The sequence below is a fragment of the Synechococcus sp. A10-1-5-9 genome, assembly GCF_047716785.1.
Lineage (GTDB): Bacteria > Cyanobacteriota > Cyanobacteriia > PCC-6307 > Cyanobiaceae > Synechococcus_C.
This window is the reverse complement of record NZ_CP180406.1, coordinates 1783345-1803122: the sequence shown is the minus strand read 5'-3', so window position 1 is coordinate 1803122 and position 19778 is coordinate 1783345. Positions and strand designations below refer to the sequence as shown.

The following is a 19778-nucleotide window of genomic DNA, read 5'->3' as shown; positions in this document are numbered from 1 at the left end:
GCGGCAACAGAATGTCCAGCATGACCGATACCACTGCGATCGCCCTGCTCTCCGGGGGGCTTGACTCCGCCACCGCCGCCGCGCTGGCCAAAGCAGCCGGCTGCCGCGTGATCGGTCTGTCGTTCGACTACGGCCAGCGCCACCGCCGGGAGCTACAGGCCGCCAAGGAGATTGCCCTGGCCCTGAACCTGCTCGAACATCACACCATCAGCGTGAACCTGGCCAGCTGGGGAGGGTCATCCCTCACAGATACCACGCTATCCCTCCCCACTGACGGGGTTCAAGAGGATGCGATTCCCAGCACCTATGTGCCTGGTCGCAACACGGTGTTCATCAGCATCGGGCTGAGTCTGGCGGAAGCCCGCGGTGCCGAGCAGGTGGTGTTGGGCATCAATGCCGTGGATTACTCCGGCTATCCGGATTGCAGGCCTGACTATCTGCGTGCCTTCCAGACTCTGGCCAATCTCAGCAGCAAAGTCGGCAGGGAAGGCCGGGGGCCCAGGCTCTGGGCTCCTTTGGTGGAGTGGAGCAAACAACGCATCGTGGAAGAAGCCCTGCGCCTCGGTGTGCCGATCGAGAGCACTTGGAGCTGTTACAGCGGCGGTGCCGTGCCCTGTGGTCGCTGCGACAGTTGTCGCATCCGCGATGCAGCCCTCAGCGCGGCCGGTCGGGACGACCTCTGCAGTCCCTCCAGACGATGACCCTGCTGCGCAGGCCAATGCGCTGGATTGATCCTGCCAGGGCCGCCGCAGCGCTCGCCCAACGCCACGGTGAGCAGGGACTGATCTGGCTCGACGGCGACGGCGGCGCCCTTGGGCGAAACATCACCCTTGCGGTGGACCCCGTCGAGCAACACTGTTGCCGCGGATTACCTGGAGATGCCGACGCCCGCAATCCCTTCACCACCCTGCGGGAGCTGACGACGGGACACTGGACCGGTTGGCTGAGTTTTGACGCTGCCGCCTGGACGGAACCCGGCAACCCCTGGCGCAGGGACCACATGGCCAGCCTCTGGATTGCCCGCCATGACCCTGTCCTGCGCTTCGATCTCGGTACGGAAGAGCTTGTTCTCGAAGGAGTCGACCCGGATCGTTACTCAGCAATGGAAAACCTCCTAGGCAGCCTGGGCGAGGACACGGTTCCTGAAGACCCTCCACATCCCCTGGGCTGCACCTGGAAACGCCAGAGCGATCGAAACACCTTCATGGCCGGCGTGATTCGCATCCGGGAACTGATCGCCAGCGGCGATCTGTTCCAGGCGAATCTCACCAGCTGTGCCACGACTGAGCTGCAGGCCCCAATCAGCAACCTGGACCTGTATGGACGCCTGCGTCGGCGCTGCCCGGCCCCGTTCAGCGGTGTGCTGATCGGCAGCGGAGCGGCCGCCGGCGAAGCGGTGCTCTCCACCTCCCCGGAGCGGTTCCTGCAAGTGGATCCGGAGGGCTCTGTGCAGACACGACCGATCAAGGGCACCCGTCCACGCGATGCCGACCCTCTGATCGACGATGCCCTCGCAGCGGAGCTGGTGTGCAGCGCCAAGGACCGGGCCGAAAACGTGATGATCGTGGATCTGCTGCGCAACGATCTCGGTCGCGTCTGCGAACCGGGATCCGTTCAGGTGCCGGAACTGGTGCGGCTTGAAAGCTATGCGCGAGTGCATCACCTCACCTCAGTGGTGACAGGCCACTTGCGTCCTGGTACCTCCTGGGTGGATTTGCTGCAGGCCAGCTGGCCGGGGGGCTCGATCACCGGCGCTCCCAAGCTGCGCGCCTGCCAGCGACTGCAGGAGCTGGAGCCTCTGGGTCGAGGCCCCTACTGCGGCTCGATCCTGCACATCGACTGGGATGGCGGCTTCGACAGCAACATCCTGATTCGCTCCCTCCTGCGCAAGGACCACCAGCTCCGCCTGCACGCGGGATGCGGGATCGTGGCCGACTCCGATCCTGCAGAGGAAGCCGAGGAACTCGACTGGAAACTTCTGCCCCTGCTGGAGGCGCTGGCATGAGCGCTCCGGTACTGGGATGGATCAACGGCCACTGGCGCGAAGCCAAGACCTTGGGTCTCCCCTTGACGGACAGGGGATTGCAACTCGCAGACGGCCTGTTCGAAACCGTGCTCATCCTCAACGGGAACGCCCAGTTACTAGGCGCTCATCTGCAGCGCTGGCAGCACGGCGCAGCCCTTCTGGGCATGGCAGCGCCACCATGCCAGTCCTGGCTGCAACCGCTGATTCAAGAGGGCATCGCCAAGGCAGACCTCAACAGGCCTGGCCGGGCCGGCACCCTGCGGCTGAACTGGAGCCGAGGCCAGGCAGCCAACCGAGGCATTGGCCTGCCCCCTGGCCAACCCGATCGCAACGCACACTGCTTCTGGCTCACCCTGCAGCGCCATCACCCCTGCTTCACACCTGCCCAAGCCTGGATCAGCGTTGAAGAGCAACGCAACGCCTCCAGCCGGTTGAGCCGTTGCAAAACCTTTGCCTACGGCCAGGCGATTCAGGCCCGCCGCGAAGCCCAAACGCACGGGGCTGAACTGGCCCTGCTGCGCAACACCAGCGGAGAGCTCTGCTGCGGCGACAGCGCCAACCTGCTCGTGCGGCGGCAGGAGGAGTGGCTCACACCACCTCTGAGCAGCGGCTGCTTGCCCGGGGTGATGCGGGCCCGGGCTCTGGAGGTGGGTCTGGCCGTGGAAGCGCACCTTGGCCCCGACCTTCAAACCGGGGATCAAGCTCTGCTGATCAACAGCCTGAGCTGTCGGCCCCTGCAGATGCTGAATGAACAGGCACTGCGACCGTGCTCGAATCCAGAACAACTCTGGCGAGGACTCTTGAAGGCCTAAGCGTTACGCAATAGCGTTAAATTCGTTACCCAAAAAACACGAAAACGTGCTTTTGCGGTTGTTCCATGCGCCACCCCATGGCATCTGCCAACCTTCTCCCATCCCAGATCCACCGAAAGATCCTGATCCTTGGCAGCGACTCTTAAACGCGACCTGGGCGTCACATCCCTGATTCTCACGGTGGTGACCGGCACCATCGGCTCAGGCTGGCTGTTCGCTCCTTACTTCTGCGCCCGGATCGCAGGCCCCGCAAGCCTGCTGGCCTGGGTGATCGGCGGCGCCATGGCCTTTCTGCTGGCGCTGGTGTTCGCTGAACTTGGCGCACTGGTGAACAGCTCCGGGGCCCTGGCCCAGCTTCCCCTGCTCAGCCACGGTCGCTTATCCGGCTTCATCGGCGGATGGAGTGCCTGGGTCACTTACGTATCGCTACCCACGATCGAAGTGCTCGCCCTGCTCCAGTACCTCTCGAGTGTTCTCCCCTGGCTCACCCGCGATGTGGGTAGCTCCCAGTACCTCACTGGCGCCGGCCAGCTTGTGGCGGTGGCCCTGCTGGTGCTGTTTACCTGGATCAACCTTGCAGGCGTCAGCCAACTGGCGCGCTGGATTGATGGCCTCACCCTTTGGAAGCTGGTGGTTCCCCTGCTGGTATCCATCAGCCTGATGCTGATTGCAGGCCACTGGGACAACCTTCAAATCCCTGCACCAGGACAGCAAGACACGCTGGTGGATGCGATTGGCAGCGGTGGCATCCTGTTCAGCCTGCTGGGCTTCCGCACCGCCATGGACCTCGCCGGGGAAGTGCGCAATCCCCAGCGCAATGTCCCTCTGGCCATGGGGGTCGGACTTGGCCTGTGTCTGCTGATTTATCTCGTACTGCAGCTCGGCTTTCTCGTCAGCGTCCCGCCGGAGGCCTTGCAGCAGGGTTGGAGCCGTCTCAGCCTCAGTGCTCATGGGGGGCCGCTCGTGGCGCTGGCCACAGGTCTTGGCCTGGGCTGGGTGGCCACCCTGCTGCTCATCGATGCCGTGGCCTCCCCCGGCGCCACAGGCATGGCCTACCTGGGGATTTCCGCACGGGTGAGCTGGATGATGGGAGAGTGCCGACTGCTTCCAGGCGCTCTCGGGCGGTTAAACAATCGGGGGGTCCCCTACTGGTCGCTGATCAGCAGTCTGGTAATCAGTACGATCCTTCTATGGATGGCGCCGAGCTGGCAGAAAGTGGTCAGCTTTCTGACCTCCACTTTGATCATCGCCCTGGCCATGGGCCCGGTGAGCCTGCTGGCCCTGCGCCGCCAACTTCCCAATGCTCCCAGGCGCTTTCAGATTCCCTGTCCCTGGCTGCTCAGCGGCATGGCCTTCGTGATGGCCACCTGGGCGACGAGCTGGAGCGGGCGCGAGGCTTTGGAAGGAGCCGTGCTGGTGATTACGGTTCCCAGCCTGATCTACGCCCTCAGCAACGCCTGGAAAGGCCAACCGATTGAGCTGACAAGCGCATTGTGGTGGGCGCTGTATCTCGGTCTGTTGATTCTCGACATGGAACTGTTCAGCACAGGCCAGCCCCTGGAATTGCCCATGGGCTGGCACCTCACCGTGCTGGCAGGGTTGGCTATGGCAGTGATGCCACTGGCGGTGAACAGTGCGCTCACGGAAGCCTCACCCCATGCCATCACCACGCTGACGGAACCGACCGGCAGCACTCAATCCACTTGATCCAGGTCATCAAGAAGTCCTGGAAGCCAGCGCTGAACGGCTGCAGCCCACCCCAGCGCATGGGGAGCTGGTGCCAACTGGAAGCAGCCGTTGTGCAGCCCGTCTTGCAGAGCGGGGTGTGGTCCCTCCACCCCTGGCACCACGATCGAGCAGTCGCCGGCATGCAGCAAAGGAAGGTCATTGGGCGAATCTCCCAAAGCCAGAACAGCGACTTCAGATGCACCCTGGCGCTGCTTCAGCACCGCCAGTGCCCGGCCTTTGCTGACGTCAGCTCCCAGCAGATGGCCCAAGCGATTTCCCTGCACAATCGCAAGCTGACGGGCCCTCGCAAGCTGTTGCAGACGCCTGCGGGACTCGGAATCCACTGGAGACACGAACGGCACGCTGCAGGCCCGACGCTGGGCCTGTCGCAATGCCTCCCCGCCGAGGCCCAGCAAGCGATCAGCCTCCTGATCACTGAGATCATCAAGCGCCTGCAGAGGTTGTCCTAAATCCCGTGACAACTGCGAGAGCTGCGGGCGCAGCTCCTTCCACGTCGGACCGAGCATCTGCTGCCAGAGGCTGCCATCGGCGTTCTCACCATGAATGGCTCCCCCGTTCTCGACGATGAACGGATCCCTGAGACCGGTTTGTTCACGAAAACGACGGACTTCTTCGGCGGTTTTGCTTGTGCAGGGGATGACGGGAATTCCTCGACGCTGAAGGAGACGAATCGTGTCCAAAGCCGGCGCCCAGTCGTAGCGATGGTCCATCAACGTGCCATCGAGGTCGGTAACCACCCACCACTGACGCTCCAGTCCCGTCGTCATGACCTCACCAGCCAAAGCACTTCATAAGGGTTCAGCAGATGTCGTCTGCAAGGTTCAAGGGTGCGACCACTGAGGCAATCGACCCATGGGTCTGTGTCCTCCAAATCCAGCAAGCCAAAGGGATCCAGGGTGAGACGGGTCGATGTGACGTTATGAACCGCCACAAGGTCATGACCCGCATGGGATCGATGCAGCACAACGCGATCCACCCGGTCCGGGGTCAGCACCTGAAGTTGGCCATCCGGATGCAGCGCCGGCTGCGTCGCCCGCACCGCAATCGCCTGCTTGAGCGCAACCAAAACGGCTGCAGCATCACTGTCAGGATCCTGCAGACGCCGTTCCACCGACGATTTTTTGAACTGGGGTCGGTTGAGATCACGTCGGTGACCCGTGCGCCTGAAGCGACCAAGATCATTGGCAGTGGCGAGCAGAGCCGGCAGATACAAGGCAGGCACCCCGGGCAGAGCCAGAACCATCAATTGCGTCAGCAGGAAGCGTTCCCTCTGCCAGTAGCTGGGGTCGAGGCCCCCATCCGCCATGGCACTCCACCAACTGATGTTGATCTCATAGGGGACCTCGTTACCATCTGCCAACCGGCGATGGCTCACCAAGCCCCCGCGCTGCTCACACGCGATCAAGAGGTCCATGAGACGTGAGGGCGGCATCAATCCCTCGAGAGGTCTCAACCCAACGCCGTCATGACAGGCGGTGAAATTGAGCAACGACGTCGACTCCGGCAGCGATGGCCAGCGCGATAACCAGCGATTGAGCAAATCAGCGGAGCCGCTGACAGCCGCCTCAAGCAGCAGCGGTGGCAGGGGAAAGTTGTAGGCCAGATGGGCCTCTCGCCCTGTGCGCAGATACGACAGATTCTCCTGTTCGGGAACATTGGTCTCCGTGACCACCACTCCGTCGGGGCAAGCGATGGTCAGCAACTGACGCAAGATTTCCACAAGCTGGTGGGCTTGAGGTTGGTGAATGCAACTGGTGTTTGGTTCTTTCCAGACAAACCCCACCGCATCAAGACGGATCCATCTCACCCCATAGGCCACCATGCGGGCAAGCAAACGGGTGAATCCAAGCAAAACCTCGGGATGGCTCCAATCCACATCCACCTGGTCAGGTCCAAAGGTGGTCCAGACCTGACGCATGCTGATGGGGCCTTGAAGCTTGGTAAAAAGGGCAGAACTGCGGGGACGGACGACGTTGTCCCAACAAGGATCAGGAGACGCCTCCAAAACGCAGGACCGACCCGGCTCCTGATCACGCAAGAACTGACGCACCCAGGGATGGGATGCCGAGACATGGTTCAACACCAGATCAGCCATCAACTTGCGCCCCTCAGCAAGATCAGCCAGGTCATTCCAATCACCATGGCGGGACTCCAGACAGTCGTGACTAGCCACGGCGAATCCGCCATCACTCGAGGCTTCCAGGAACGGCAAGACGTGGATGACCCCTGCGAAATCGGAGAGCTGGCTGTTGATAAAAGTGCGAAGGCTCACCAAAGCCGGCTGATCGGCCTCAACGACAGTGTCGGCGTAGGTAATCAGCACAACATCGTCGACAGTCCAGGGATTGCCTTTGGTGGGGATATCGCCATTTCCTGATGCGGAGCTAAGAATCTGCAGCAATTGCGACGACAACGCCTCGAGATCCCAGGAAAGATGGCTTGAGTAAAGGCCTGACAGCAGATTTCGCAGCGTTCGCTCGCTCTGAAGCTGCATTCTGTTTCACCTGAACATTCTTCAGGTATGGAGCAGCGGCCTTCTTTCCGTTGTTGCATCGAACACCGCATGGATTTTCAGCAGAGCCTGATCGCCACGGTTCACGACTACAGCCTGGGCAATCTCAATGCCATCGCCTTCAACAAGGAGCTTCAGCAGAGACCAACCGCTCTGCTGATTCCCTGCCTGATGGAGGAATTCAGCAGACCCGCTCTGCGCCTGATCCGCGACACACTCTCCTCGCTCACGGGACTCTCCAATCTGGTGATCGCACTGTCAGCGGACAGCGCAGCCGATGTGAAGGCTGCAGAAGAGTTTTTCGCCGACATGCCTTTCCCAGTGCAGGTGCATTGGACGAACGGTCCGGCCGTGGAAGAGATCCTGACGTCGATGGACCAGCATGGCCTCGATCTGACTGGTCCTCCCGGCAAGGGTTGGGCGGTATGGCAAGGCCTGGGCGTTGCCTGTCAGCACGCTGAAGTCATCGGCCTGTTCGACGCTGACATTCGCACCTTTGGCTCCGGCTATCCGGAACGGATGCTCAGACCCCTGCTCGACCCATCCCACGGAATGGCGTACGTGAAAGCCTTCTACAGCAGGCTTTCCCTGGAAACCCAAGCCCTTCAGGGCCGAGCCACCCGTTTGTTTGTAGGCCCATTACTGACGAGCCTGGAGCAGATCTTCGGACCACTGCCCTACCTCCGTTACCTCCAGACATTTCGCTACCCACTGGCAGGGGAGTTCGCTTTTACAAGGGATCTCGCCATGAATCTGCGCATCCCATCGGACTGGGGCCTGGAAATGGGCTTGCTCTCGGAGGTGTATCGACACGTAGCACCCAGCCGAATCGCCCAGGTGGACCTGGGTCTTTTCGACCACAAGCACAAGAGCCTGGGTCAACGTCCAAATGAGGGACTCCAACGCATGGCCAGCGAAATCTTCTGCACGGTGTTGCGCAGCCTGATGGAACACGAAGGATGCGTGGTGTCCATGGATCAACTGCCAACCTTGGAAGTGCTGTACCGACGGGTTGGCGAAGACAGGGTGCGTCAGTTCGGACTCGACTCAGCGATCAATCGGTTGCCCTACGACCGACATGGAGAAGAACTGGCGGTCCATCGCTTCTCCGAACTCCTGAGGCCTGGCCTCACGTCTTTAATGGCATCGCCAATCGCCCATCAACTGCCGAGCTGGTCGAGGCTGCAGAGTTGCAATCCGTCCTTTGCCTCCGACCTCGCCCTGGCAGGACGTGCCGACCGAGCGTCCACCATGCGCAGTCAGGGAGCAAGGCGTCCACGTCGGCCCAATTGCCCCACCTTGACTTCCCCCGCTGAACGCCGCTCAGCCGCCAGCACTGCGGCCTGAGCGCAAGCATGAGTCATGAAGAAAAGCTAAAGCAAGTGAAGTTCGGTCGCCAAACCAACACTTTTATCTGCTCAAAAATACGATCCTTGTCTCCAACCTCTTGATGCTCATGATCGAATGCATGTACAACAATGACACCGACCGAATGGTCATATTGAAGTGCATTGGCGAAGGACAATTCTATCGAGAAAAGGTTTTAATGCCTAAAGAATTGTTCTGGTTCGAGGCACCATTCGACAGCAGACTTGAGATTTGGCGGATGTCGACACAAGGACAAATGCTTCACATTCGCGCCGATGTATCTGATTATGCATTAAATAAAAAATCAGTCGATGAGTCTCCTACCACGTCTCTCTGGGCATGCTGATCGATCACTTGATAGTGGATTAAACACTGAGAAATTGATCGACCACCGACTGACTTAATTCACTGGTTAGACCACTGGCCACAATGCCTCCACGCTGCATCGCGTAATAGCGATCCGCTTGCCGGACAAAATGCAGGTGCTGCTCCACAAGCAGTACACCAGTGCCGGTTTCAGCGATGATTCGGCGTACTGCAACTTCAATATCCTGCACAATATTGGGCTGAATACCTTCGGTTGGTTCATCGAGCAACAACAACTTAGGTTTACCGAGCAGGGCTCGGGCGATGGCTAATTGTTGCTGCTGGCCGCCACTGAGGTCTCCACCTTTTCTTGGCAGAAATTCCTTCAAGACAGGGAAAAGGTCATAAACAAACGGATCAATACTCCGGTTTCCCCTGAGCCCCCCGGGCAACGCTTCCATCCCAAGCGACAAATTGTCCTCGACCGTCAGCTGAGGAATAATTTCTCGCCCTTGTGGCACGTACCCCAGTCCAGCGCGGGCACGTTGGTAAGGAGCTTGGCGGTCGAGGCAATCACCGTTGAAGACAATCTCACCTCGACGAGGCCGCAAGAGACCGATTAACGACTTCAACAGCGTGGTCTTGCCCACACCATTACGACCGATCAAGCAAACCATCTCACCAGCCTTCACAGTGAGGTCAACATCCCGAAGGATGTGGCTTTCGCCGTAATAGGTGTTCAGACCGTGGATTTCAAGAAGTTCTGTCATCATTTCTGCTGCTCCGTTGTTCCGAGATACACCTCAATCACACGCGAATCAACCTGAACCTGATCCATCGTTCCCTCACAGAGCACATGACCCTCATGCAACACCGTTACCTGGCTCTCCAAGCGGCGGATGAATTCCATGTCGTGCTCAATCACCAGCACGGTGTGATCTCCTGCCAACGATTTGAGTAGATCAGCGGTGAGATCCGTCTCCTCATCGGTGAGACCAGCCACCGGCTCATCAACGAGAAGAAGGTCAGGATCCTGACCCACCAACATCGCGATCTCCAGCCACTGTTTCTGACCATGGGAGAGAGCTCCTGCCATCCAGTGAGCCCGATTTTGCAAATTGACGATGCCCATCAAATGATGCACCTGATCACGCTGTGTGGCATTCAAGCCACCAAATAACAGCGACCATGGCTGTTTGGGCTGACTGACAGCCAGCGCCAGGTTCTCTTCCACACTCAGCTTCTCGAACACACGCGGACTCTGAAATTTGCGACCGATGCCGAGCCGAGCGATGCGGTACTCCTGAGTACCAAGAAGTGAGCGACCCTGGAACACCACCTCGCCTTCAGTAGGGGCCGTCTTTCCGGAGATCACATCCAAAAAGGTGGTTTTGCCAGCCCCATTGGGACCAATCACCGCCCTCAGTTCACCAGGCTGGAGACTGAGATTGAGATCGCGTAGGGCTAAAAAGCCGTCAAAGCTGACAGTGATCTTGCGTAACTCCAAAAGGGGGGCACTCATGGCTGCACCTCCTCCTGACCGTCGATTTCCAACTGGGGGTAGGTGGCAATTTGACGACCCAAACCCAGGCGGGACAGCAGGTTGCGAGGGCCGTCCGTGCGGAACCAACCGATGACGCCTTCCGGTAGAGCCGTGACCACCAAAATGAATAGTCCACCCTGGATAAACAGCCAGCTCTGAGGCATCGCCTCGCTCACCAGACTCTTGGCATACATGATCGAGACGGCGCCGAGAATGGCACCGACCAGCGTGCCGCGACCACCTACTGCAACCCAGATCACCATTTCGATCGAAAAGGGAACCGCCATGTACTGGGGCGAAACGATCCCCGACTGCACCGTGAAGAGGGCACCGCCGATACCCGCAAGCCCCCCGGCGATCGCAAACACAATTGTCTTGAAGAGGGTGGGGTTATAGCCAGTGAACCGAAGCCGCGGCTCGTCATCACGGATCGCGATCAACACATCGCCGAAGCGACCACGAACCAACCAGCGCACAAACAGCCAGGCCAAGATCACGATCACAGCAGTGACCCAAAAGAACCATCGCTGCATCTCGGGCGAACCCACCATCTGGCCGAACAGCTTGGTCACATCGGTTTTGAGACCGTTGGTGCCGTTGATCAGCTTCTGCTGGCCATTGAAAAAATTGAAAAACACCAGCAAAGCCGCCTGGGTGAGGATCGAGAAGTAGACCCCCTTGATGCGGTTGCGGAAGACCATGTTGCCGAGCAGCGCAGCCAGCAACGCCGGCACCAGCCAGATGGCAATCAGCGTGAACAGAGGGTTGTAGAAGGGTTCCCAGAAAAAGGGCAGTCGATCCACGCCGTAAAGGCTGAAGAACTCCGGGATGCCGTTGGGATGACTGGCAGAGCTATTGAGCTGGAGATACATCGCCGCCCCATATCCACCAAGAGCGAAGAAGATGCCCTGACCGAGGCTGAGCAATCCTGTAAAACCCCAGATCAGATCAATGCCGAGGGCCACGATCGCCAGGGAAAGGAAACGACCTAACAGGTTGAGCCGAAACACAGGAAGCACCGCTGGTGCTGCCACCACCACGGCAACGATCAGAACCCAGACGAGAACGAGGGACCAGCGACGGCGTTGAAAGGCTTGGATCATGACGTCAGGCCTCCACCATGCGTCCCTTCTGCGGGAACAGACCCGCTGGACGGAACTGCAGGAACACGACAATCAGAGCGAAGACCATCACTTGGGCCATGCTTGTAGTGGCGAAGAATTTCACCACTCCCTCCAGGGGGGCGGGCATACCAGGCCAGATCGAAAGCAACCGCCCTGCACCAATGAGGTCGGTCAGCAAGCCGATGGCGAAAGAGGCGAGCACCGTGCCCAGCAGATTGCCCACACCGCCGAGCACCACCACCATGAAGCAGCCCACGATGTAAGACGTCCCCACATTGGGGCCAACTGAACCCAGCAACGACACCGCCACACCAGCAACGCCAGCCAACCCCGAACCGATACCGAAGGTGAGCACGTCGACAGTGTCGGTGGGGATACCAAGGCAATCACTCATCTCTCGGTTCTGGGTCACGGCACGAATGCGCATGCCCCAGACGCTGCGGTTGAGGAACCAAGTGACGCCAACAACAGCCACCACCGTGATCATGATGATCACCAGACGAGGCACAGGGAAGGTCAGATCGGCGAACTCAAGCCCGCCGCGCATCCATTTGGGTGCCGTCACATCCACATTGCGAGAGGTGGCACGCGCGATCCGGCTGACCTGAGATGCCAATCCATTGGCAAACACCACACCAACAAGAGCCGAAACACCCCAGCTGCCGGCGCTAATCCAACGAGCTCGGGAACCTTGCAGCAGGGCCTTGGGAAGCAGCAAGGGAAACGAAAAACCAAGCACCAGAGCAAGCACCGCACCAGCTGCCTGAGCCAGTGGAACACTGCGCACGAACTGCTGCAGGATCAAGCTGACGCCCCAGGTTGCCAACAGTGTTTCGAGAGGATTGCCGTAGAGGCGGCGAATCACGGTGCGTTCCAAAAGAATGCCCACCACGCCACTTGTGATGAAGGCCAGCGGAATCGCCACCAACACATAGGTGTCATAAATAGGCTGAAACACAGGCAGCTTGAAGATCAGCTGAACCACATAAGTGGTGTAAGCCCCAAGCATGATCAGCTCGCCATGCGCGAGATTGATCACACCCATCAAACCAAACACGATCGCCAATCCGAGGGCAGCTACCAGCAGCACCGAGCCGATGGCTACACCGTTGAACAGGCTCTCAAAAAGCAGTTGCACGAAAATTGGTTAACTAAGCGATTAGACCAAAAGATAAGGAGGAATCCCTGCTGGGATTCCTCCAGAAATCATTCAGCAGTTAGGACCTCAATGGGCCATCAGAGCTTGTACTTCTCGCCCTTGGAGGCGTCGGTCCAGTCGCAAGCGAAACCCTTGGAGCTGGGCTCGAACTGGTTCCAGGCCTGAGGAGCCACAGGGCCATCAGTGGATTCCAGAATCTTGAACTGACCATCGGTACCGATTTCTCCGATCAGAACTGTCTGAGAAAGGTGATGGTTAGGCATCACTTTCACAGGACCCTGAGGGGCATCAAACTCGATTCCAATCAGGGCCTCACGAACCTTGTCGTCATCAAAAGTGCCTGCCTTCTCAACAGCAGCCTTCCATAGATAGACCATGTTGTAAGCCGACTCCTGAGGGTCAGCAACAACAGCTCCAGGATCCTTGGTGAACTTTTTATAGTTCTCCGCGAAAGTCTTGGAAGCAGGTGTGTCGATCGACATCATGTAGTTCCAAGCACCGTAATGGCCCTCAAGGAATTCAGTTCCGATGTCCTTAATCTCGCTTTCCGCGATGGAGTAACTCATCACGTAGTAGCCGTTATCGGGGGTGATGCCGGCGTCCTGAATCTGCTTGAAGAAGGCGACGTTCTGGTCACCATTCAGGGTGTTGATGATCACACCCCCGTCGGGCAGGGCCTTCTTGATCTTGGCGATGATCGGAGCAACCTCGGTGTTGCCGAGGGGCAGATAGTCCTCACCGACCACTTCGCCACCCAGGGACTTGAGCTGTTCCTTGGTGATGGTGTTGGAGGTACGGGGGAAGACATAGTCCGAACCCACAAGGAAGAAGGGCTTGCCAGCAGCAGGCGACTTCTCGTACATGAACTTGGTGGCAGGCTCCGACTGCTGGTTCGGAGTGGCACCGGTGTAGAAGATGTTGTTGGAACACTCCTGGCCCTCGTACTGAATTGGGTAGTAGAGGAAGGCGTCCTTCGATTCGTAGACGGGAAGCATGGCCTTGCGGCTGGCGGAGGTCCAGCCACCGAAAACGACAGGCACCTGGTCCTGGTCGATCAGCTTCTTGGACTTCTCGGCAAAGGTGGGCCAATCAGACGCACCGTCTTCGACGATGTACTCGATCTTGTATTTTTTGCCGTCCACTTCAACGCCACCGGCGGCATTGATCTCAGCGATCGCCATTTTCTCGGTCTCCGCCAAGGTGGTCTCGGAGATAGCCATCGTGCCTGTGAGGGAATGAAGAATTCCAACCTTCACGGTGTCGTCGTACTCGACATTGGAGGCCTTATCACCACCACCACAAGCCGTGACTGTCAAGCCAAGAGAGGCCGCCGCCAGGCTGATCAGGATGCGTTTTGACAACGGTTGAGACATGGTGAATTAAGAGTGCTGACAGTTGCGTTAGCACTCAGAACATTCTCAGCGAGGCAAACCTTGACTAGTAGCGCTGACTACCAAACAGACCAATCAGCCCTCAAGACGAGGAAATCGACTCAACATTCGGTAGTTGTCGCAACACAAATGCCACCACAAAATCCAGCCCCTCACCGCTGTGCAGGTTGGTAAAACACCAGGGGCGATCGCCGCGCATGCGTAGGGAGTCGCGCTCCATCACGGCCAGGTCAGCTCCCACCAGAGGCGCCAGGTCGATCTTGTTGATCACCAGCAAATCCGAACGCGTGATCCCGGGGCCGCCCTTGCGTGGGATCTTGTCGCCTGCGGCCACGTCAATCACGTAAATACAGAGATCAACCAGCTCCGGACTAAAACTGGCCGCCAGATTGTCGCCGCCGCTCTCAACCAACACCAGATCCAGAGCTGGGAACTGAGCTTCCAACTCCGCCACCGCCGCCCTGTTGATGGAGCAGTCCTCCCGGATGGCCGTGTGCGGACAGCCACCGGTCTCCACACCGCGAATCCGCGACGGATCCAAAGCTCCTGCACGAGTCAAGAACTGAGCATCTTCCTGGGTGTAGATGTCATTGGTGACCACCGCCAACTGCAGTTGATCCCGCAGTCGCCGGCAAAGCGCCTCCACAAGAGCGGTTTTGCCGGACCCCACCGGTCCAGCCACACCCAGCCGCAATTTGCTCCCCATCAGCTTCGGAATAAACGGGAATACAACTCAGCATGGGACAGCTGCGCCAGTGATGCCCCCACGCCCGCTGACCACAAGGTCCGTGGATCAGCAGCGAGGAGCTCTTGGGCCTCGGCAGCGATCCGCGGCAACAGTCGGTGCTGAAGCACCTGAGCCCTGGTCGGGCCCAAAGGCAACAGACGCACGGCCGCACTGAGCTGATTAGCGACCCAGCTGTAGAGGTAGCCCTCCACCGTGTCAGCCTCCGACACCCCCAGCGACAGTGCCGCCCAAGCCCATGCCCCCGGCCAGGCCAGGGGAGTTGGTTCTGTCAGTGGATGACCCATATCGGCCAACAGCTGTAGTAAAGACCCCCCCATCTGACGTTGTTGAGCCCGCACCTCCGCAGCTTCACGGGTGGCCAGCAGCCAACCATCCAGCTCCAGCAAACGAAAACGCGCCGACTGATCAGCGCCGTTCATCCAGCGATTCAAGTCAGTCATCAAAATGGAAAGAGATGCAGCCTCCAGCCGCAGCGTTCCCCGCTCCAGCTCGGCGATCAACCACTGCTCAAGGCAAGCCTCGCTCTTCAGCGCTCCGGCCTGAATCAAGACCTCCAACCCTTCTGAGTAACTGAACGCTCCCACCGGCAAAGCCGGGCTCACCAACTGGAGCAACGCCAGGGAGGTCATGGCGTTTCATGGCTGTGGCTGTGGCTGTGGCTGTGGGCATGGCTGGGACTACCTCCATAGGCGCCTCCCTCCGGAAGAAACGGACGCTCACAGGGACTCACACGCAAGCCACGGCTGCGCAACATCGCCTCCAGCACCGAATCCTTTAGCAACAACAATTCCCCGTCGTGGAGCTCCAGCGCCACATGACGGTTGCCGAGGTGATACGCCGCCTGCAGGAGCTCCAAGACTGAATCCGCCTGCACCCGCAGCAACGGTTCCGGCGCCGCAATCACCACCACCTCCCAGCTCCGGGAACGATCCAACAAGCGATCACCGGGCTGAAGGGGGCCCTCCCGAGGCAACTGAAGCAAGAGAGAACGCCCACAATCGCTGCAGCGGCGCCCACGAAGCACCGTGCGTTCTTCAGCCGTGAGCGGCAATTGCAGGCGGCGGTCGGGCGGAAAATCTCCAACGGCCTCACCCACTTGGCGATGCTCCAACACGATCGGTTTGTGATCGCTCACGTTGTCACTCATCGCGTTGTCGTCCAAGGCTGCTCCCCTTTCACCCTGAGCCTGCCCAGCCGTCTGCCTTGATTTGGTGTTGATTGCTACAGGTCATCGCAGCTCGAGAACCGAGCGTGGGGGAATGCAACGCCTCGATCCCTGGCATGGCCGCTGCGAGCTGCGGTTTGAACACCGGCAGACCGAGCACGGCGACGCAGGCACAGTTCACCAAGGGGGCTGCAGCGCCCCGTTCAAGCTTCTGCGGGCTGAACAGGGCAAAAACGGCCGCTGTGAACTGCCAATCCTTCACACAGCCGGAGGACTCGTGGGAGGCGATCAACTCAGCATTGCGCTGGACTTAAACACAAACAGCCGCTGCCTGATCACCAGCGTCGCCGCCCAGAAGGTCTACGGATCCATCGGTCGCAGCCGCCTGCACCCCGAAGGCCAATGGGCCCGTCAACAGGTGCACTGCAAGCTGGCGAACAGCAGCGATCTGGAATGGCTACCCCAGGAGCTGGTGCTCTATGCCAATGCCCTCTTTGAGCAGCATCTGACAGTGCAACTACCCGCCAACGCCTCCTTTCTCAGCGCAGAAATCGTGCGGCTAGGCCGCACCGCCGCCGGAGAAACCCTGCAGCAGGGTCGCTGGCGCTCAGCCCTGAGCCTCTGCCGACGCAGTGTTGAACCTCATCAAGCCAGTCGCTGGGAACTGGTGGACCGGCTGGACTTGGGGGGCGATGCCCTCAACGACCAGCACGGGCTGAACAAAAGGCCGGTGTTCGGGTCGCTGGTGTGGGCTGCGCCGATGCCATTGAACGGCGAAGCTCTGACGCAATTACTGGAGCTGGTCCGCAGCGATCGCAGAGGCCTGAACGGCACAATGCACTGCAGCGCCTTGGACCAAGGCCTGGTGGCCCGTTATTCCGGTCCGTCCAGCCGCGATGCCCGCTTCTGGTTCAGCCGCATCTGGGCTCGCACCCGCGCCCTGCGCGCCTTGAGCGCTCCACAGATCCCACGGGTCTGGCCTTTGCAGGAACAGCCTTTGCAGCCATCATCGTTCAAAACGAACACTGCTGTGCCCGCGGCAAGGACACACTGATAACGACCGAGCCAGTCCATGCATCTCAGTCCCCAGGAAAAAGACAAGCTCCTGATCGTGACCGCTGCCTTGCTGGCGGAACGGAGGCTCAACCGCGGCCTGAAGCTCAACCACCCCGAAGCGGTGGCTTGGCTGAGCTTCCTTGTGCTGGAGGGTGCCCGCGACGGCAAGAGCGTGGCGGAACTCATGCAGGAAGGCACCACCTGGCTGAGCCGCAATCAAGTGATGGACGGCATTCCCGAACTGGTTCAGGAGGTGCAGATCGAAGCGGTCTTCCCCGACGGCACCAAGCTCGTCACTTTGCACGACCCCATTCGTTGAGGCTGAACCGATGGCACCCTTCATTCCCGGCGAGCTGTTGCCCGAACCCGGCGAGATCGAACTCAACGCAGGCCGGCCCGTCACCAGCCTCCACGTCGCCAACAGCGGCGACCGCCCCGTGCAAGTGGGGTCCCACTTCCACTTTGCAGAAGCCAACGCTGCCCTGCAGTTCGACCGCACTGCCGCGCGCGGTCAGCGGCTCGATATCCCCGCTGGCACCGCCATCCGCTTCGAACCGGGTGACAGCCGAGACGTGAACCTGATTCCCTTTGCCGGTGACCGACGCGTGATCGGTTTCAACGGCCAGATCAACGGACCCCTCGACGCCTGACCCATGCCCTATCGCATTTCCCGCCAGGCCTACGCCGAGACCTACGGCCCCACCACCGGCGACAGGCTTCGCCTGGCCGACACCGAGCTGATTCTTGAAGTGGAGAAAGACTTCACCATCTACGGCGACGAGGTGAAGTTCGGCGGCGGCAAGGTGATCCGCGACGGCATGGGCCAGTCCCAGACCCCTCGAGCCGGCGGTGCCGTCGACACAGTGATCACCAATGCCCTGATCCTCGACTGGTGGGGCATCGTCAAAGCCGATGTTGGTCTGAAGGACGGCCGCATCGTCGGCATCGGCAAAGCCGGGAACCCCGACACCCAGGCCGGGGTGACGATCGTGGTGGGCCCGGGCACCGAAGCGATCGCCGGGGAAGGACACATCCTCACGGCCGGGGGCATCGACACCCACATCCATTTCATTTGTCCGCAGCAGATTGAAACCGCTCTGGCCAGTGGCATGACCACGCTGATGGGCGGCGGCACCGGACCGGCCACCGGCACCAATGCCACCACCTGCACCCCCGGGGCCTTTCACATCGGCCGCATGCTTCAGGCCGCTGAAGGCCTGCCGGTGAATCTGGGCTTCTTCGGCAAGGGCAACGCCAGCACTCCGGAAGCCCTGGAGGAACAGGTGCGCGCCGGTGCCTGCGGCCTGAAGCTGCATGAAGACTGGGGCACCACGCCGGCCACCATCGATGCCTGCCTGTCTGTGGCCGACCGGATGGATGTGCAGGTGTGCATCCACACCGACACCCTCAACGAGGCCGGCTTCGTGGAAGACACGATTGCCGCCATCAAGGGACGCACGATCCACACCTTCCACACCGAAGGTGCCGGCGGCGGCCATGCCCCGGACATCATCAAGATCTGCGGCGAAGCGAATGTGCTGCCCAGCAGCACGAATCCCACCCGGCCCTACACCCGTAACACGCTCGAAGAGCACCTCGACATGTTGATGGTGTGCCACCACCTCGACCCCAGAATCCCCGAGGACGTGGCTTTCGCCGAATCGCGAATTCGCCGCGAAACAATCGCTGCCGAAGACATCCTTCACGACTTGGGCGCTTTCTCGATCATCGCCAGTGACTCCCAGGCCATGGGGCGCGTTGGCGAAGTGATCACCCGCACCTTCCAGACCGCCCACAAGATGAAGGTGCAGCGCGGTGCACTCCCGCAAGACTCCAGCCGCAACGACAACCATCGCCTGAAGCGCTACATCGCCAAGGTGACGATCAACCCCGCTCTTGCCCATGGCATAAGCAGCGAGGTGGGCTCGATCGAAACCGGCAAGCTCGCCGATCTGGTGCTGTGGAAACCGGGCTTCTTCGGCATTCGCCCGGAGCTGGTGATCAAGGGGGGGTCGATCGTGTGGGCCCAGATGGGCGATGCCAATGCCTCGATTCCCACCCCCGGCCCTGTGCACGGCCGGCCGATGTTCGGCGCCTTCGGGAAAGCCTTGGCTCCCAGCTGCCTCACGTTCGTGAGCGAAGCAGCCATGGATGCCGACATCCAACGCCACTTGGGCCTGGAACGAACCTGCATGGCCGTGAAGGACACCCGCAGCGTGGGCAAAAGCGCTCTCAAACTCAATTCCGCCCTGCCCAAGGTGAGCGTGGATCCGCAGACCTATGAGGTGTTCGCCGACGGTGAACTGCTCACCTGCGAACCAGCCGAAGTGCTGCCCCTCGCCCAGCGCTACCTGCTGCTTTGAGCTCCACCCTGCGGGTCATCCAGCACGTTGACCACGAAGGGCCCGAAAGGGCCAACACTTTTTTTCATATTGCGCTGCAACTGTTAACAACGGGCGCTGGAGCTCATTGCAATTGAAAACCAACCCTCAACAATTAAAGCCATGAATTTGCATCAATATGAATGATAGGAAAACAGGCTTAAGCGCAAACGCATCTTGCATTTTTAGCCATAAGCGTCCACTTCCCTTCATGCGAAGCGCAGTACAAGCCAGACCATGAGAAGTGGAACGAAGTTTGCTTCGGAAAACAATCACGACCCCCACTGAACGATCGCTATCGCCTCTAAGCTGGTTTACAAGAGCGGCAAACAGCCACGAAAAGACAATTCATCTTACTGATTGCAAGATTGCCCTAACCCGCCAAACGATTCGCAACTCGGTAACAAATAAAACAACTTAGCGATCAAATCTAGGGCG

At 59.8% G+C, this 19778-nt stretch carries 20 protein-coding genes; 10 read left to right on the top strand and 10 right to left on the bottom strand.

Annotation, left to right across the window (positions count from 1 at the left end):
- The first annotated feature begins 20 nt into the window (after positions 1 to 20).
- From queC to ACLM45_RS09760, 4 genes are all read left to right on the top strand, one after another.
- A complete protein-coding gene (queC, locus tag ACLM45_RS09775) occupies positions 21 to 701 on the top strand; it encodes a 7-cyano-7-deazaguanine synthase QueC (RefSeq protein WP_038005315.1) in 681 nt (226 codons plus the stop codon).
- Positions 698 to 2005: an anthranilate synthase component I family protein gene (locus ACLM45_RS09770; RefSeq protein ID WP_415409058.1), complete on the top strand. Its 1308-nt coding sequence runs from the start codon at positions 698 to 700 to the stop codon at positions 2003 to 2005. The genes queC and ACLM45_RS09770 overlap by 4 nt, the downstream gene beginning before the upstream one ends.
- Positions 2002 to 2838: an aminotransferase class IV gene (locus ACLM45_RS09765; protein WP_415409056.1), complete on the top strand. Its 837-nt coding sequence runs from the start codon at positions 2002 to 2004 to the stop codon at positions 2836 to 2838. Before ACLM45_RS09770 ends, ACLM45_RS09765 begins: the two co-directional genes overlap by 4 nt.
- 129 nt (positions 2839 to 2967) lie before the next feature.
- Positions 2968 to 4545: an APC family permease gene (locus ACLM45_RS09760; protein ID WP_415409055.1), complete on the top strand. Its 1578-nt coding sequence runs from the start codon at positions 2968 to 2970 to the stop codon at positions 4543 to 4545.
- Here ACLM45_RS09760 and ACLM45_RS09755 read toward each other — a convergent pair.
- Together ACLM45_RS09755 and ACLM45_RS09750 are read right to left on the bottom strand one after the other, a co-directional pair.
- Complete coding sequence (locus ACLM45_RS09755) at positions 4533 to 5354, bottom strand: HAD-IIB family hydrolase (protein ID WP_415409053.1); 822 nt, start codon at positions 5352 to 5354, stop codon at positions 4533 to 4535. The two genes, ACLM45_RS09760 and ACLM45_RS09755, sit on opposite strands and share 13 nt — an antisense overlap.
- Positions 5351 to 7081: an alpha-amylase family glycosyl hydrolase gene (locus ACLM45_RS09750; protein WP_415409051.1), complete on the bottom strand. Its 1731-nt coding sequence runs from the start codon at positions 7079 to 7081 to the stop codon at positions 5351 to 5353. Before ACLM45_RS09750 ends, ACLM45_RS09755 begins: the two co-directional genes overlap by 4 nt.
- Before the next feature lie 69 nt (positions 7082 to 7150).
- Between ACLM45_RS09750 and ACLM45_RS09745 the strand changes: the two genes are divergently transcribed.
- Together ACLM45_RS09745 and ACLM45_RS09740 are read left to right on the top strand one after the other, a co-directional pair.
- A complete protein-coding gene (locus tag ACLM45_RS09745; RefSeq protein WP_415409049.1) occupies positions 7151 to 8446 on the top strand; it encodes a glycosyl transferase in 1296 nt (431 codons plus the stop codon).
- A gap of 109 nt (positions 8447 to 8555) precedes the next feature.
- Positions 8556 to 8813 carry a DUF1830 domain-containing protein gene (locus ACLM45_RS09740; protein ID WP_415411408.1) on the top strand — a complete coding sequence of 86 codons (258 nt, stop codon included), beginning with the start codon at positions 8556 to 8558 and terminating at the stop codon, positions 8811 to 8813.
- A gap of 19 nt (positions 8814 to 8832) precedes the next feature.
- Here ACLM45_RS09740 and urtE read toward each other — a convergent pair whose 3' ends face one another.
- The 8 genes from urtE to ureE all read right to left on the bottom strand — a co-directional run bounded on the left by urtE (position 8833) and on the right by ureE (position 15885).
- Positions 8833 to 9543 (bottom strand): urea ABC transporter ATP-binding subunit UrtE, encoded by a 711-nt coding sequence (urtE, locus tag ACLM45_RS09735; protein WP_038004608.1) that lies wholly within the window; start codon positions 9541 to 9543, stop codon positions 8833 to 8835.
- Positions 9543 to 10295, bottom strand: a complete 753-nt coding sequence (gene urtD, locus ACLM45_RS09730; RefSeq protein ID WP_006042772.1) for an urea ABC transporter ATP-binding protein UrtD — start codon at positions 10293 to 10295, stop codon at positions 9543 to 9545. Before urtD ends, urtE begins: the two co-directional genes overlap by 1 nt.
- Positions 10292 to 11419: an urea ABC transporter permease subunit UrtC gene (gene urtC / locus ACLM45_RS09725; RefSeq protein ID WP_415409047.1), complete on the bottom strand. Its 1128-nt coding sequence runs from the start codon at positions 11417 to 11419 to the stop codon at positions 10292 to 10294. The genes urtD and urtC overlap by 4 nt, the downstream gene beginning before the upstream one ends.
- 4 nt (positions 11420 to 11423) lie before the next feature.
- Positions 11424 to 12578 carry an ABC transporter permease subunit gene (locus ACLM45_RS09720; RefSeq protein WP_415409045.1) on the bottom strand — a complete coding sequence of 385 codons (1155 nt, stop codon included), beginning with the start codon at positions 12576 to 12578 and terminating at the stop codon, positions 11424 to 11426.
- 98 nt (positions 12579 to 12676) lie between these two features.
- Positions 12677 to 13972, bottom strand: coding sequence for an urea ABC transporter substrate-binding protein (urtA, locus tag ACLM45_RS09715; RefSeq protein ID WP_415409043.1), 1296 nt, complete (start codon positions 13970 to 13972; stop codon positions 12677 to 12679).
- A 100-nt stretch (positions 13973 to 14072) separates the two neighbouring features.
- A complete protein-coding gene (gene ureG / locus ACLM45_RS09710) occupies positions 14073 to 14696 on the bottom strand; it encodes an urease accessory protein UreG (RefSeq protein WP_415409041.1) in 624 nt (207 codons plus the stop codon).
- Positions 14696 to 15367, bottom strand: a complete 672-nt coding sequence (locus tag ACLM45_RS09705) for an urease accessory protein UreF (protein ID WP_415409039.1) — start codon at positions 15365 to 15367, stop codon at positions 14696 to 14698. The genes ureG and ACLM45_RS09705 overlap by 1 nt, the downstream gene beginning before the upstream one ends.
- Complete coding sequence (gene ureE, locus ACLM45_RS09700; protein WP_415409037.1) at positions 15364 to 15885, bottom strand: urease accessory protein UreE; 522 nt, start codon at positions 15883 to 15885, stop codon at positions 15364 to 15366. The genes ACLM45_RS09705 and ureE overlap by 4 nt, the downstream gene beginning before the upstream one ends.
- Positions 15886 to 15997: 112 nt before the next feature.
- Between ureE and ACLM45_RS09695 the strand changes: the two genes are divergently transcribed.
- The 4 genes from ACLM45_RS09695 to ureC are packed head-to-tail and all read left to right on the top strand — an operon-like array spanning position 15998 to position 19322.
- On the top strand, positions 15998 to 16957 hold the full coding sequence (locus tag ACLM45_RS09695) for an urease accessory protein UreD (RefSeq protein ID WP_415409035.1): 960 nt from the start codon (positions 15998 to 16000) through the stop codon (positions 16955 to 16957).
- Between the two features lie 18 nt (positions 16958 to 16975).
- Positions 16976 to 17278 (top strand): urease subunit gamma, encoded by a 303-nt coding sequence (locus ACLM45_RS09690; protein WP_006042764.1) that lies wholly within the window; start codon positions 16976 to 16978, stop codon positions 17276 to 17278.
- A 10-nt stretch (positions 17279 to 17288) separates the two neighbouring features.
- On the top strand, positions 17289 to 17609 hold the full coding sequence (locus ACLM45_RS09685) for an urease subunit beta (RefSeq protein ID WP_006042763.1): 321 nt from the start codon (positions 17289 to 17291) through the stop codon (positions 17607 to 17609).
- A gap of 3 nt (positions 17610 to 17612) precedes the next feature.
- Complete coding sequence (ureC, locus tag ACLM45_RS09680) at positions 17613 to 19322, top strand: urease subunit alpha (RefSeq protein ID WP_415409033.1); 1710 nt, start codon at positions 17613 to 17615, stop codon at positions 19320 to 19322.
- The last annotated feature ends 456 nt before the right edge of the window (positions 19323 to 19778 follow it).